Here is a 13,359-nt window from a genome sequence, read left to right as displayed (position 1 = left end):
GGATTGTTAAAAAATTATTTCCCATACTGGGACGGAGGTACAACAATGTTCAGCTCACGTAAACCTGACCCTTTTTTCATAGCATTATTAACCATTGCTGAAAATGTGCAAGAAGCGGTTCATTATGCCAACGACTTTAAAGTGGTGACAGTTGCCGACTTGAAAGAAGTAAGCATTAAACTTAAAAATTACGAGACGGAAGGTGACACGCTCATCCACGATCTCATTACTAAGCTTAACAAGTCGTTCATGACACCAATTGAGCGGGAAGATATCATGAATTTGGCCATTAAGATGGATGATGTTCTTGATGGTATTGAACATTTTGCAGCACATCTTGAAATGTTCTCTCTTACTGAAATTGATGAGTATGTACAGAAATTCATGGAAAACATTGTGAAAAGTACCGACGAAATCGTTAAAGCGATGAAATTGCTTGCGAGGAAAAAACTTGAAGCGATGCACGATCACGCAGTACTTATTAAAGATTACGAACGAGTTTGTGATGAAGTTTTCCGTACATCGGTCAAACAACTCTTCATTAATGAAAAGGATCCAATTCGCATTATCCAATTCAAAGACATATATGAACAGCTTGAAGATGTCGCCGATTATTGCCAAGATGTTGCCAACACAATCGAATCAATTATTATGCGTAACGCATAAGGGGGAGCCAAATGGATACAATACTTCTCCTTACCATACTAGTCGTTGTTTTCGCACTCGCTTTTGATTTCATCAACGGATTTCATGACACGGCGAATGCCATCGCAACATCCGTTTCGACTCGTGCACTGAAACCGAGAACCGCTATTATGATGGCAGCTGTCATGAACTTCGTCGGCGCTCTCGCATTTACAGGAGTCGCAAAAACGATTTCAAAAGACATTGTCGATCCATTCGTTCTCGAAAACGGTTCGCTTGTCATCTTAGCGGCACTTATATCAGCAATTGCGTGGAATCTGATTACCTGGTATTTCGGAATCCCATCCAGTTCATCCCATGCTTTAATCGGTTCAATCGCTGGCGCGGCTATTTCAGCAGCAGGTTTCGGCATTTTAAATTACAGCGGTTTCCTAAAAATATTACAAGCGCTTCTTATTTCTCCGTTCATTGCACTTGCAGGCGGCTTCCTTGTAATGTCGATATTCAAAGTGACCTTGAAGAACAAGAATTTATTTAAGGCAAATAAACGAATTCGTTATATGCAAATCGGAACAGCAGCGCTTCAATCGTTTACACACGGTACAAATGATGCGCAAAAAGCCATGGGTATAATTACAATGGCATTGATTGCAGCAGAATTGCAGACGTCGGACGATATTCAGCTTTGGGTCCGGATTGCTGCAGCGACAGCGATGGGGATCGGAACATCAATCGGTGGCTATAAAATCATTAAGACTGTCGGCGGCAAGATTATGAAAATCCGTCCAGTGAACGGCATAGCAGCTGATTTGTCATCTGCTATGATTATTTTTGGAGCGACACTTATCCATTTACCGGTTAGTACAACACACGTCATTTCTTCCGCAATCATGGGTGTAGGTTCAGCTCAACGTGTAAAAGGTGTCAATTGGGGAGTCGCTAGAACGATTGTCACGACATGGATTATTACTTTACCAATTTCAGCAACAATCGCTGCGATTGTCTATCAGATCCTTAACTTGTTTTTTTAATTCAAACATTTCTCTTGCAATGTGCTAATATCCCTGTTATGATAAAGAAGAATTATTTTTGTTCGGCATGATGGTCTCGAATAAATCTTGACCGCTTCAAGACTTGAGCAAGGATAGTAATACAATGTATGCACAAAGCATACGAGGAGGAAACACACATGGAACAAGGTAAAGTGAAATGGTTTAACGCAGAAAAAGGATTTGGCTTCATCGAACGCGAAGACGGAGACGATGTATTCGTACACTTCTCAGCTATTCAAGGAGAAGGCTTCAAGTCTCTTGAAGAAGGCCAAGATGTAACGTTTGAAATCGAGCAAGGCCAACGCGGTCTTCAAGCTACAAACGTAAACAAAAACTAATTTGAATTAACCATTCAAAAGCCATTTCCTTCGGGGAATGGCTTTTTTCTTTGTCCAAAATTAATTGTGGTGACTACTAAGTACTTATAATAAACTGAGCATTGGAGCCTTACTAGGGGTATCAGAAACCCTAAGACTGGAGGGTAGCATCCCCTAGCGAATTCAATGTAATTCTTAATTTCAACCTATATACGATGAACTTCCCTCCAGGATGCAACCTATTATTACCTACATAGACTCGTTTAGTAACCGCTTGCGGATTTTCACTCATGCTAGATTCCCTAACCTGTGCCGCCTCCTTCGATAAAAGACATTCCCATCATTTTCCGTTATTATAGAAGAATAGAGTCAATCTATACACAGGAAGGAATGATTGTATGCGTACACTTGCGCGTTTTGTAACAAGCGCACATAAATATATTATCTTTGCATGGATTGCAATCTTCGTCATATTGACGCTATTCGCGATTAAGTTGCCCGGACTTTTAGAAGGTGACGGCTTCCAAACAGATGGCGAACATGCCGCAGTCATGGATATTGTGTCTGATGAATTCGATATGCCGGCAGAAACCATGTTCCTAGTTTTCGATAATGTACCAGATGAAAAAATAGCATCTACACTCACTAACGTAGATAAACTTAAGGTCGCTTCAGAAATTGTGTCACCGCTAGACATCGATACACAGTATAAAAACACTACTTCCTATGCACTTCTTCATTTTGATAACGCGGAGAAAGATATGTCTGTTGTCGTCACGGATATCCGAGAGGCTGTCGGTAATGAAAAAGGAATCACACTTACAGGTGCTTCCGCTATTTCAAAGGACATTAACACTGCTAGCCAACGTGACTTAATGACAGCAGAGGCAATCGGGTTACCGATTGCAATTATTATACTTCTTTTCGCTTTCGGAACTGTCGTCGCTTCATTCGTACCATTAATTATTGGTATTGTAACTGTCGTATCCTCGTTCGGTGTATTGGCCATTCTTGGCGGGAAAATGGACCTGTCCATTTTTGTCTTGAATATCATCCCAATGCTGGGACTTGCGCTTAGTATAGACTTCGCTTTGTTGTTCATCAGCCGTTATCGTGAAGAACGCAAAAAGAGCGACATGCATGAAGCTATCTCCACTACGATTCGAACAGCAGGAAGATCCGTCATCTTTTCCGCTTTCTGTGTGTTCATCGGACTTGGCGCAATGATGCTTATACAGGTCGACATTTTCCAAAACATTGCAATCGGCGGTATGATTGTCGTAGCAATGGCTGTCCTGGCATCTATAACCTTGTTACCTTCCGTACTTATTGCGCTTGGCGACCGGATTGACAAATGGCAGCTATTGAAAGAAAAATCAGCTGAAGCAAACGGTTGGCGCAAATTTGCCAACGCAGTTATTAAGCGTCCCGTTATGATAACAATTGTTGCGTTTATCCTACTCGGTATCGCAATAATTCCAGTGAAAAATATGGATTTAACAATTCCAGCAATTGATTCATTGCCAAAGTCGTATGATACGCGCCAAGCTTTTGAATTGATTGATAAAGAGTTTGGGCTGGCTGACCAAGCCGCTGTCTATGTCATTGCAGAACGTGCGGACGGCTGGGTGGATGAAAAAGGTCTCCAGTCCATGAAAGAACTTGAAAAAGAACTTTCAAACGATCCGCTTGTGGATAAAGTAACGACAATTTTTACTGCAAGTGACATCGATTCCGTCGAACAATGGGAGCAAGCGATGTTGGCGCCTGAAATCGCCGCCGGACTCTCCCCTCTTATTGAAACATTTGTGAAAGACGACAAGCTGATGATTCCTGTGACACTTAGAGCTAATGGTAGTTCAGATGCCGCACAAGATTGGGCGCGCGACTGGTCCGACAAGGAAACGGAGTGGAACTTATCCATCGGTGGACAACCAAAGTTCAATCAGGAAATCTTCGATGAAATACTGGATAAGATTTTGTACGTTCTGTTGGTTATCCTTGTCTCGACGTTTTTCATCCTAATGATTGCTTTTAAATCTATTTTAATACCGATTAAAGCAATTTTGATGAACATCGTCGGATTGGCTGCCACATTCGGTATTCTCGTCTATATTTTCCAGTATGGTCATTTCGGATTGGAAGCAGGCACAATTGCGCTTATCATCCCTGTCATCGTCTTTAGTCTTGTCTTTGGACTAAGTATGGACTACGAAGTGTTCCTCATCTCAAGGATGCAGGAAGAGTATGCGAAGACATTGGATAATGACCACTCAACTGTTGAAGGTCTTGCAACAACAAGTAAGATCATCACGTCTGCGGCACTGATCATGATCGTTCTGACAGGGGCATTCGCCTTTACGGACGTTATGCCAGTGAAACAGATTGGTGTCGGCATCGCGATAGCAGTCGCCATTGACGCAACGATTATTCGCCTATTGCTCGTTCCAAGCCTAATGAAACTGTTTGGCAAATGGAACTGGTGGTTACCGTTTAGAAAAGGGCCCTATAAGCCAGGAAATTGGCATTAAGAAAAGCGGAAGGTGCCTAAAAGGAACGCAGCTTAAGTACGCCACTTCCTGTGGCAACAGCTGCATGACCTACATCCTGTAGGCCCGCGATAGGCATAAGACGGATCGGCGAAGCGGTGCACTTTACCGCATAGCCGATTCGACTTATGACCCGAGCATCTGACCGCTGGAGCTAGGCATTAAAGAAAAGCGGAAGGCGCCTAAAAGGAACGCAGCTTAAGTACGCCACTTCCTGTGGCAACAGCTGCATGACCTACATCCTGTAGGCCCGCGACAGGCATAAGACGGATTGGCGAAGCGGTGCACTTTACCGCATAGCCGGTTCGACTTATGACCCGAGCATCTGACCGCTGGAGCTAGACATCGACCACAGTGGAAAAAACGTATATATTTTAGCTTTAGAAAAAGCACACCAGGGATTAATCCCTGGTGTGCTTTTTCAATTAGCGATAATCAACTTCTTCTATCAATTCAACAACCGTCACAATCGGCGCCATCCCATTTTCCATATTATTGACTGTTGCCTTCATCGTGAAATAAACAGCAATAATACTTAATAACGTAATTAGCACAAGGCCGATGACAAGGTTTTTACCTTTCACTGCGCATCATCCTCGTCTTCAACTCTGACGAATTCCTCTTCAATCAAATAGACGTCCGCTTCGTTATAATCCCCGAAACTTTCTTCAAGATTCAAGCCGTGATACAAATTCCAGAAGCCTTGCTCTTCCATAAGGATTAGCTCTTCACCTTCATTGTTCACAAACTTTTGTACAATAGCCTGCGGTTCAGGTGCTCCTTCAGATAAAGCCTTGATAGAATCTGCAATAATTTTCCGTAGTTCCTCTTCTGAAGCTTCACGGATATTGACGAGACCACGTTCATCCGTATCATAACCAGGAATTCCCGCTACATAGATAAAACCGTTACCGTTCGGGTGAAGATGCTGAACGACGACTGTTTTTTCATATAAGCTTTCTTCATAATGATAGTTGACCCGTTTCATTGACACATCTTTACGTGTAAGTTCGGGAATTGTTTCGATAATCTGTTGTTTCTCTTCAAATGTCAACATATATGTTCACTCTTTTCCACTCTGATTTCGTTTAAGTATACCATTATTCTTCTTTCACGGATAATCCAAGCACACGTGCGAAGCCAATTGCCTGATCTTTTGACACAATACAGCCTGCAATTTTCGGGAGCGTGACTTCAATCCGGTCATATGTACTATCCGACAAGTCAACACCATTCAAGTCCGTTTCAGTGAAGTTAATATTATCCAGCTTACACAACTTAAATTGCACGTTATTAAATGAACTTTCATAAATATCGCCATCTGTTAAATTACACTCAGCGAATTCAACTTCCTTCATGCTAGAGAAGCTGAAGTTAATATAGCGCCCATCACATTCCTTGATTAACGTATGCCCCACTTTCGCATTCGCAAAGTCCGCACCCGTCAGTTTCGAATTAACGATTTCACACCTATGGAACATAGCACTTTGAAAATTAACATTGGATAAATCGCACGTATCAAACACTACATCAACAAATTCTGCTCCCGCTAAATCACTACCCGCAAACGATACATCTTTAAAGATCACGTCATCGAAAGTCAGTCGTTCACCTTCCGCACCTGTCATATGACCTCCGTCAATGCGGACTTTTTCAATGTATCCTTCATTATCGAGAATCGCTTCCACTTGCATAGCCTTATGAGTAACAGACAACTTCGGTTTCTGTCGTTTACTAACCTTTTTTTTAGTCATAAATGAATCCCCCTTTAGCGCGTCTTCCATTCCATAATAATAATAAATAGTATAACTACCGCAATCGCGAGAATATAAAACCAGCTTGGAACACTGCTAATTCCACCAAACATCTTCCTCGCCCCTTTCTTTACTCAACCCGCTTCACACCTGAAATGACGGTGAAGTCGATTGTAATGTTCTGTATATCCATTCCTAGCGCTTCTTCAATCTTTTCCTCACTCGCGCCCCACGTGAGCGGAGTCATGCGGATAAGCGGCGCAAGAAGCCCCGACGATAACGGGAAAACATACGTAATCCGTTCCGTTGTGACAGCGTCATAGTGTTGCGCAAAGCGCGCAACGGGATCCGTATCGTCTGTGCGCTCTTCATCATCATAAAAAACAGCTCGTAACTCCTTTAGATAACCGCTTTCCGGTACTGCTTTCACAAACATTCCATTTGGTTTTAGAAGACGCGTAAACTCGGCGTAATTTGCCGGCGATAAAATATTTAAAATAACATCGAATTGGCTTTCTTGGAACGGGCAATTCGCCAGGTCCGCGACACTCCAAATTGAACCTGGATACTCTTTCGCCGCCGCAGTAATCCCCTCTTTTGCAAGATCAATGCCTATTCCAGTTGTTTTGCTAGGCAGCTGTGAAAGAATTGCCGACAAGTGCGTGCCTTCCCCGCAACCCGCGTCCAGAATGAAGGCCTGTTCCCGCCCTTCTATATGCTCACGAACTTTATGTGTAATAAATTCCAGAACCTGATTGAAAAACCCACTGCTCATTACCGTTTTTCTTGCTTCAAATAGCGATTTATCATACTTCGTCACATGTGCCTGCGGTGCTAAATTGACATAGCCATTTTTTGATAAATCGAATGAGTGATTGTCTACACAAACGAGCCGTGACTTGTCCTCCATGACCATTCCAGATGCGCAGATTGGACATCTAAATAAATGCGAGTTGCTCTCCATCACTTGTGCATTGAATATTTTTTTTGATATAGTCATACGTTGAAAACCCCGTTCATCAGTTGTTCTATTAGTATACAGCTTTTCGACGAGTACTGGAAATGGAGCGAACCCAGTTTATTACCGTCACCATAAATACCTTCATACTGTATTCAACTAGTCCCATGGGGTTACAATAGCAGGTAGGAGGCGATTCCATGAAACGATTATTCTTTTTCATCCTTTTCATTGCTGCACTTTATTTCACAAAACCGTACTGGGAAGAACCAGTCTCACAATATGTCGACATCTCTTTTCTTGAACCTGTCGATGAAAAAATCGATACTCTTTTGACAAAGGAATCCCTCGACACAACAATCCGTTCCATTAGCAACACCATAGATAAAGCGCTATCTTACCTAACTTCAAAGACAGCTGAACCCGAAGAAACTATCCCTGTTGCAGAAAAACCAGTGTTGGATAAGCCCGTGAAAACACAGGTCTCAATCCATAATATCGAACTTGGTAGTCCACAAGAAAAAGTGTCAGCTGAACTTGGGGAACCAAAAAATCAATCCATGAACGAATACGGTACCGAATGGTTCACTTATCATGATGGCTATCAAAACTTCGTCATGGTTTCGTTCGATGATAAACAGATAGTGAACGCTATTTATACAAATGACGACCTCATTTCATCAACTGCTGGCATCAAATATGGTTCTTTAAAATCAACGGTGCGCGAAACATTCGGCGAACCGATTAAAGAAATCCGAAAAGGTTTGAACATTTATATGCTCCAGGAAAGTGAAGGTTTTGACGTCTTCAAATCAGGCGATACCTACACTTATGTTTTTTATGATTTACATCAAAATGACAAAGTTACAGCCATTCAGCTAATTAACGATTCATTGGAAAAGAAAAAAACCGGCATCTATGCCGGCGGTGATGCAAACTTACGAAACGGGTTCGAACAACAACTTTTCGACTTAACAAATGCAGCGCGCGTCCGTCACGGACTTTCCATCCTAAAATGGGAGTCAAACGTAGCAGTTACAGCGCGCAAACACAGTGCGGATATGGCAGACAATGATTATTTTAGCCACGAAAACAAGCAAGGGAAATCCCCATTCGATCGAATGAAAGATGACGGCGTCAGTTTCCGGGGTGCAGGTGAAAATCTTGCATATGGCCAATCAAGCAGTATTTTCGCGCATGAAGGCCTTATGAATTCCGAGGGACATCGTGAAAATATTTTGCTAGATACTTACAGCCACCTGGGTACGGGCGTTTCGTTCAATGATAAATTGCAGCCTTATTATACAGAGAACTTTTTGCTAAAATAAGCTCCATTTAGGATTAATGGGTCATATTCAAGGAATTGGATAGACTATTAAGCATAATGGAGGGGATTTATCAATGAAAGCTGTTACATTCCAAGGTGCAAAAGATATTAAAGTAAAAAAAGTGGATGACCCAAAAATTGAAAAGCATGATGACATTGTCGTCAAGGTAACTTCTACTGCCATTTGCGGATCAGATTTGCACATCTATTTGGGCGCTATACCGACGCATAAGGACTATGTCATCGGACATGAACCGATGGGTATTGTCGAAGAAGTCGGGCCCAATGTGACGAAAGTAAAAAAAGGGGATCGCGTCGTAATCCCGTTCAATTTGGCATGCGGGCATTGTTTTTATTGTGACCACGAAATGGAAAGTCAATGCGACAATTCGAATCCGAATCCCCATGTGGACACGGGCGGTTATCTTGGATTCACCGAACGCTACGGCAATTACCCAGGCGGACAAGCCGAGTATTTACGTGTTCCTTATGGCAACTTTACACCGTTTGTCATCCCTGAAACATGTGAGCTCCCTGATGAAGCCCTTCTTTTCATGTCGGACGTCCTGCCGACAGCTTATTGGAGCGTAGAAAATGCGGGTGTTAAAAAAGGTGATACGGTCGCTGTCCTCGGATGCGGGCCAGTCGGTCTTATGGTTCAGAAGTTTGCTTGGATGAAAGGCGCTAAACGTGTGTTGGCAATCGATCACGTTCCATACCGCCTAAACCATGCTGTTAAAATGAATAAAGTGGAAGCACTGAACTTCGAAAAATTCGACGATATAGGCAGCCACATTAAAGAGATGACCAGCGGCGGGGTCGACATAGTCATTGATTGTGTCGGAATGGACGGTAAAAAGAACATGCTTGAGAAAGCTGGACAGAAATTGAAGCTGCAAGGCGGAACATTAAGCGCTATTGATATCGCTTATAAATCCGTTCGAAAGTTTGGGACCATCCAGCTAACAGGCGTTTATGGTTCCCTTTACAATATGTTCCCTCTCGGCAATCTTTTCGAACGCAATATTACGCTAAAAATGGGACAAGCGCCTGTCATTCATTACATGCCGATGCTTTTCGATAAAATCACGAAAGGCGAATTCGACCCGACAGAAATCATTTCCCACGTGGTCCCACTTGAAGAAGCTGCCACCGCTTATCAGCGTTTTCACGATCATGAAGATGAGTGTATTAAAGTCATATTGAAGCCTTGAATGAAAAACCGGTGGATGCACATCTTAGTGATGTATCCGCCGGTTTTTTGTGGTCTAAAGTATACTTTTTATGACTATCCCTTACTACTTTTTAATAACCGCACAGGCAATTCGATCACCTGAGTTACCCGATGGATCCGTTTTGTAGTCATCTACTTTTTCATGAATAACAAGCGAACTGCCGTCAGCATCAAGAAGTGAGTTCTTAACGTCTGGCTTTAGCGTAACTAATGCAGTCGTCACTTCAGCAGTGACCTTACCATCTGCATCGACTTCGAGGTTCGGTAGATCACCTAAATGAAACCCTTTTGGATTATCAAACCCGTGTTCTTTATGTCCCGGATTGAAATGGTCTCCTGCAGATTTAAAATCAGGTGGTGTACACACAGCCATTTCGTGAATATGAACGCCATGTTTGCCTGGCGACAATCCTTCAGCCTGGATATTGATTGTCACACCGTCGATTCCTTCAACAAAGCTGGCTTCACCAATTTTATCCCCTTTCGTGTTCAAAATCGGCGACATCACCGACTGGACGCTTTCTCCAGTGACTGGTAATTTCACTCCATTCTTTCCACACCCACCAGCAATCAATAGCGCAGACAACATAATGGATAGTACAATTTTTTGTTTCAATATAATTCCTCCTCACTATCTCTTTACTAAGGAGGATGGCTTTAATTCATTTTAATATGTATGGAAAGTAGAATTATTTTCCTATCTAAGTTGAAATAATGATTCCCTTCAATTACGCTTCAGCGCTTAGGGAGTGCCTTCACTCCCTTTTTACACGTATTCATATGTTCAATTATCTATATCTTATAGTTTCTTCTGCGATTGCTTAAACACAGATCGGGTTAACACACCAGGAAACTAATTCCATATCACTTCGTCTTACCTTTGACAGAAAGGGTGGAAATCGCATGTCTTTCTTGACAATTACAATGTCTTCAGCTGATTTGCAAAGTTATTTGAATAAAATTGATGAATTGTTAATCATCGGATTGCTATCAAGTATTGTCTTTATTTGGAGAAGTAAAAAGCTTGGAATAGCTCAGTATTTACTTTACATCATCTCAGTTATGTCGATAGGTGTTGCTGGCTATACTGGAATTCTTGGTGGAATCCTAGCCGATGAATTAAATTTGGGTGGAACCATCGTTCGTGAACTAATCGTTATTTCACTAGGTATCTTCACTATATTTTATACACTTGAGAAATCGGCAAATGATACAAACAAGTAAAAAAACCGCTACCAATTCCAGTTTACGTCGAATTGGCGGCGGTTTATCTCTTTTATTTAATTAACTTTAAAACAGTTCCTTCGCTAATAAACGATAAACATCCAAGCGTTTCTTTTGCGAATGAGGAATGCTGCAAATCATGGCTTCATCAAATCCGTAATGCTCCTGCTCTGTTTGTAACAGCGTCGCAATCTCTTTAGCTGTTCCCACTAAATGCAGTTTACGATTTTCTTTAATGGTCATACGATCCATTTCCGTCAACGGATAATCTTGGGCCTCTTCAGGTGTTAAGGATTGCCCGAGGTGACCTTTCATTAGCATTAAACGGGCAATGTCCTGAGGTACAGCTTCGAATTCAGCCTCTTCTTTTGTTTCAGCTACCGTTACCATATAGGACACATTGATTTCCGGTTTTTCCAAGAACGCCGAGGGTTGGAAATTCTTTTTATATGCATCTAAAATCTCTTTAGTCATACCGCCGTTGAAGAACTGCGCAAACGAATAGCCTACACCCATCCGACCTGCCTGGATTGCGCTGTTGCCGCTCGAACCAAGCAACCATGCTTCCGGTAAAACGATAGTAGAAGGGGTTGCGATTGTTTTGTTGTACAAATTGTCTTCCGGCACTTCATCGTTAATCAATTGGAGTGCCGTCTCAAATTTCTCATACATATCATTGACCATCGGTTTGCGGCCTTCTGATAATGCATAAATGGCTTGGTTATCCCCGCCCGGCGCGCGACCGACACCAAAGTCAATTCGACCAGGAGAAAATGCACTCAATGTTTTAAACACTTCAGCTAGTTTCAATGGCGAATAATGCATCATCATTACACCGCCTGTACCAATACGAATGTTTTTCGTTTTGGCAGCCAAGTGAGCTGCTGTTACTTCGGGTGCTGAACTTGCAAATGATTTTGTTCCATGATGTTCAGCCATCCACATCCGATGATAGCCTAATTCATCTGCCAAGATAGCCAGTTCTTCTGCTTTTTTCAAAGCACCTGGGGCAGTATTTCCACTAGTAACAGGTGCTTGATCTAGTATACTTAATCTCATATGTTTAACGTCCCTTCTCTTGGCGAAGCTTCTCAGGTGTGACATCTTCCCCAAGTGGGTCAATCACAGTTATACCTGAAACAGTGTTCAGAACTTGCCCACGAATTTCTCGTAAGTAGTCTTGCTGCAATACTGTTTGTTCAACCATTTCGGCATTTGTCAAACCTTCTTCACGTTGTTTTTTTGCTAGCTCATTAATGCGGTCTAAGTCTTTAATCATTTTTTCTCCCTCTTCCCCTATCATTTACTTTTCAATGGCTTCACTTCTCAATTGATGGAAAGTGAGGAAGTACATATTCCCCTATTTCCTGAATTACATCTTCCACGGGGCGGTTACCCGTTTTCAAACCCAATATGACATGATTAACACCAATATTTTGTAAAGCATACAAGTAATCGATTAGAAACTTATGACCTGACCTAAAGCCTACTTTTATAGGTACTGGGTTCGGTGCGGCCAACGGATTCTCTGATAAGTCGATAACCAATGGTTGTATAAATGGTTTAAACTCACCCGTTGCCTGTCGCCAAAGTTTGATCATTTCACGCTGGCGATTCGCTTCTTGCGCATAAAACATCCAGCCATCCATATGTTCTGCCAGCCATTCAGTCGTTTGACCAGAATAGCCTGTTGCTAAAACGGGGATATCGGCTAAGACAGGCTTGGGAATAATATCCCCTTCTGTCATGCCAACCCTTTCTGTATGAACCTGTGGGTATGATTCTTCCCACACTTTTTTCATGACCGTTAACGACTCCCGAAACAATTCTGCCCTATCATTACGCTCCACTTTAAATGCGGGAAATTCGATTGGGCGGTCACCAGTTGCAGCGCCAAACAAGAAACGTTGATTAGACATTTCATCCAAAGATGCAGCTGATTTGGCTAAGTGCAGGGGGTGACGTAATGTTGTGACAACACTTGCAGTACCAAGCGCGAGTTTATTCGTATGTGCTGTTACATAGGCGAGAAAAATAAAAGGATCATATATAACACCTGCATCTCCAAATTTAGGATCGAATAACGGAGAATCTCTAACAAACAAAGAAGCAAATCCTAGATCTTCTACTTTTTTCACAAGCTTCATTTGCTCTTTCAAATCCATCTTGGGGAGACTTCCTGCATCCGGCTCCAAAGGAAACATAAACCCAAGCGTTAATTTGTTTTCCTTAAACGTTCGTGCAAAACCATTATGTGATTGGAATTTCCCCATAATGTCATCCTCCTAGCTGCCACACT

General features: G+C 42.2%; 15 protein-coding genes. 7 read left to right on the top strand and 8 right to left on the bottom strand.

Features of this window, described 5'->3' with window-relative positions; all coding sequences use genetic code 11:
* Window positions 1-45: 45 nt before the first annotated feature.
* The 4 genes from H7992_RS02000 to H7992_RS01985 all read left to right on the top strand — a co-directional run bounded on the left by H7992_RS02000 (window position 46) and on the right by H7992_RS01985 (window position 4,545).
* A complete protein-coding gene (locus H7992_RS02000) occupies window positions 46-666 on the top strand; it encodes a DUF47 domain-containing protein (protein WP_067205068.1) in 621 nt (206 codons plus the stop codon).
* Between the two features lie 11 nt (window positions 667-677).
* Entirely contained in the window at window positions 678-1,676 is a 999-nt protein-coding gene (locus H7992_RS01995) for an inorganic phosphate transporter (protein WP_067205066.1), read from the top strand.
* A gap of 158 nt (window positions 1,677-1,834) precedes the next feature.
* Window positions 1,835-2,035, top strand: coding sequence for a cold-shock protein (locus H7992_RS01990; RefSeq protein WP_067205063.1), 201 nt, complete (start codon window positions 1,835-1,837; stop codon window positions 2,033-2,035).
* A 377-nt stretch (window positions 2,036-2,412) separates the two neighbouring features.
* A complete protein-coding gene (locus tag H7992_RS01985; protein WP_187046512.1) occupies window positions 2,413-4,545 on the top strand; it encodes an MMPL family transporter in 2,133 nt (710 codons plus the stop codon).
* A 443-nt stretch (window positions 4,546-4,988) separates the two neighbouring features.
* Here H7992_RS01985 and H7992_RS01980 read toward each other — a convergent pair whose 3' ends face one another.
* From H7992_RS01980 to H7992_RS01965, 4 genes are all read right to left on the bottom strand, one after another.
* Window positions 4,989-5,147, bottom strand: a complete 159-nt coding sequence (locus H7992_RS01980) for a hypothetical protein (RefSeq protein ID WP_187046511.1) — start codon at window positions 5,145-5,147, stop codon at window positions 4,989-4,991.
* Window positions 5,144-5,620: a polysaccharide deacetylase family protein gene (locus H7992_RS01975; RefSeq protein ID WP_067205058.1), complete on the bottom strand. Its 477-nt coding sequence runs from the start codon at window positions 5,618-5,620 to the stop codon at window positions 5,144-5,146. The genes H7992_RS01980 and H7992_RS01975 overlap by 4 nt, the downstream gene beginning before the upstream one ends.
* A 43-nt stretch (window positions 5,621-5,663) precedes the next feature.
* Window positions 5,664-6,317, bottom strand: a complete 654-nt coding sequence (locus H7992_RS01970) for a pentapeptide repeat-containing protein (protein ID WP_067205055.1) — start codon at window positions 6,315-6,317, stop codon at window positions 5,664-5,666.
* Between the two features lie 130 nt (window positions 6,318-6,447).
* Window positions 6,448-7,317 (bottom strand): putative RNA methyltransferase, encoded by an 870-nt coding sequence (locus tag H7992_RS01965; protein WP_255428561.1) that lies wholly within the window; start codon window positions 7,315-7,317, stop codon window positions 6,448-6,450.
* A gap of 158 nt (window positions 7,318-7,475) precedes the next feature.
* Here H7992_RS01965 and H7992_RS01960 point away from each other — a divergent pair, with 158 nt between their 5' ends.
* Window positions 7,476-8,603, top strand: coding sequence for a CAP domain-containing protein (locus tag H7992_RS01960; protein WP_187046510.1), 1,128 nt, complete (start codon window positions 7,476-7,478; stop codon window positions 8,601-8,603).
* 73 nt (window positions 8,604-8,676) lie between these two features.
* Window positions 8,677-9,816 (top strand): zinc-dependent alcohol dehydrogenase, encoded by a 1,140-nt coding sequence (locus tag H7992_RS01955; RefSeq protein WP_187046509.1) that lies wholly within the window; start codon window positions 8,677-8,679, stop codon window positions 9,814-9,816.
* Window positions 9,817-9,900: 84 nt separating this feature from the next.
* Here the strand turns inward: H7992_RS01955 and H7992_RS01950 are convergent, their stop codons facing one another.
* On the bottom strand, window positions 9,901-10,425 hold the full coding sequence (locus tag H7992_RS01950; RefSeq protein ID WP_187047760.1) for a superoxide dismutase family protein: 525 nt from the start codon (window positions 10,423-10,425) through the stop codon (window positions 9,901-9,903).
* A 314-nt stretch (window positions 10,426-10,739) separates the two neighbouring features.
* Here H7992_RS01950 and H7992_RS01945 point away from each other — a divergent pair, with 314 nt between their 5' ends.
* Window positions 10,740-11,060, top strand: coding sequence for a hypothetical protein (locus H7992_RS01945; protein ID WP_187046508.1), 321 nt, complete (start codon window positions 10,740-10,742; stop codon window positions 11,058-11,060).
* A 66-nt stretch (window positions 11,061-11,126) separates the two neighbouring features.
* On the opposite strand, the gene H7992_RS01940 is transcribed toward H7992_RS01945, so the two are convergent.
* Genes H7992_RS01940 through H7992_RS01930 form a run of 3 tightly spaced genes read right to left on the bottom strand, consistent with a single transcriptional unit; the run spans window position 11,127 to window position 13,333 of the window.
* Window positions 11,127-12,119: an LLM class flavin-dependent oxidoreductase gene (locus H7992_RS01940; RefSeq protein WP_067205042.1), complete on the bottom strand. Its 993-nt coding sequence runs from the start codon at window positions 12,117-12,119 to the stop codon at window positions 11,127-11,129.
* 4 nt (window positions 12,120-12,123) lie between these two features.
* Window positions 12,124-12,339: a DUF896 domain-containing protein gene (locus H7992_RS01935; RefSeq protein WP_067205039.1), complete on the bottom strand. Its 216-nt coding sequence runs from the start codon at window positions 12,337-12,339 to the stop codon at window positions 12,124-12,126.
* Between the two features lie 40 nt (window positions 12,340-12,379).
* Window positions 12,380-13,333: an LLM class oxidoreductase gene (locus tag H7992_RS01930; protein ID WP_187046507.1), complete on the bottom strand. Its 954-nt coding sequence runs from the start codon at window positions 13,331-13,333 to the stop codon at window positions 12,380-12,382.
* Window positions 13,334-13,359: the final 26 nt, after the last annotated feature.

Origin of the sequence: Sporosarcina sp. resist (assembly GCF_014302295.1) — a bacterium.
In the GTDB taxonomy this organism is placed as follows: Bacteria; Bacillota; Bacilli; order Bacillales_A; family Planococcaceae; genus Sporosarcina; species Sporosarcina psychrophila.
The sequence above is the reverse complement of the archived record's forward strand: the minus strand, read 5'-3'. Positions and strand labels throughout refer to the sequence as shown.

Excerpts from the sequence above, each read along its gene's own strand:
- H7992_RS01950 (WP_187047760.1), bottom strand. The coding sequence starts at position 10,425 with ATGTTGTCTGCGCTATTGATTGCTGGTGGGTGTGGAAAGAATGGAGTG.
- H7992_RS01965 (WP_255428561.1), bottom strand. The coding sequence starts at position 7,317 with ATGACTATATCAAAAAAAATATTCAATGCACAAGTGATGGAGAGCAAC.
- H7992_RS01930 (WP_187046507.1), bottom strand. The coding sequence starts at position 13,333 with ATGGGGAAATTCCAATCACATAATGGTTTTGCACGAACGTTTAAGGAA.
- H7992_RS01960 (WP_187046510.1), top strand. The coding sequence starts at position 7,476 with ATGAAACGATTATTCTTTTTCATCCTTTTCATTGCTGCACTTTATTTC.
- H7992_RS01975 (WP_067205058.1), bottom strand. The coding sequence starts at position 5,620 with ATGTTGACATTTGAAGAGAAACAACAGATTATCGAAACAATTCCCGAA.
- H7992_RS01970 (WP_067205055.1), bottom strand. The coding sequence starts at position 6,317 with ATGACTAAAAAAAAGGTTAGTAAACGACAGAAACCGAAGTTGTCTGTT.
- H7992_RS01995 (WP_067205066.1), top strand. The coding sequence starts at position 678 with ATGGATACAATACTTCTCCTTACCATACTAGTCGTTGTTTTCGCACTC.
- H7992_RS01945 (WP_187046508.1), top strand. The coding sequence starts at position 10,740 with ATGTCTTTCTTGACAATTACAATGTCTTCAGCTGATTTGCAAAGTTAT.
- H7992_RS01940 (WP_067205042.1), bottom strand. The coding sequence starts at position 12,119 with ATGAGATTAAGTATACTAGATCAAGCACCTGTTACTAGTGGAAATACT.
- H7992_RS01990 (WP_067205063.1), top strand. The coding sequence starts at position 1,835 with ATGGAACAAGGTAAAGTGAAATGGTTTAACGCAGAAAAAGGATTTGGC.
- H7992_RS02000 (WP_067205068.1), top strand. The coding sequence starts at position 46 with ATGTTCAGCTCACGTAAACCTGACCCTTTTTTCATAGCATTATTAACC.
- H7992_RS01985 (WP_187046512.1), top strand. The coding sequence starts at position 2,413 with ATGCGTACACTTGCGCGTTTTGTAACAAGCGCACATAAATATATTATC.
- H7992_RS01955 (WP_187046509.1), top strand. The coding sequence starts at position 8,677 with ATGAAAGCTGTTACATTCCAAGGTGCAAAAGATATTAAAGTAAAAAAA.
- H7992_RS01935 (WP_067205039.1), bottom strand. The coding sequence starts at position 12,339 with ATGATTAAAGACTTAGACCGCATTAATGAGCTAGCAAAAAAACAACGT.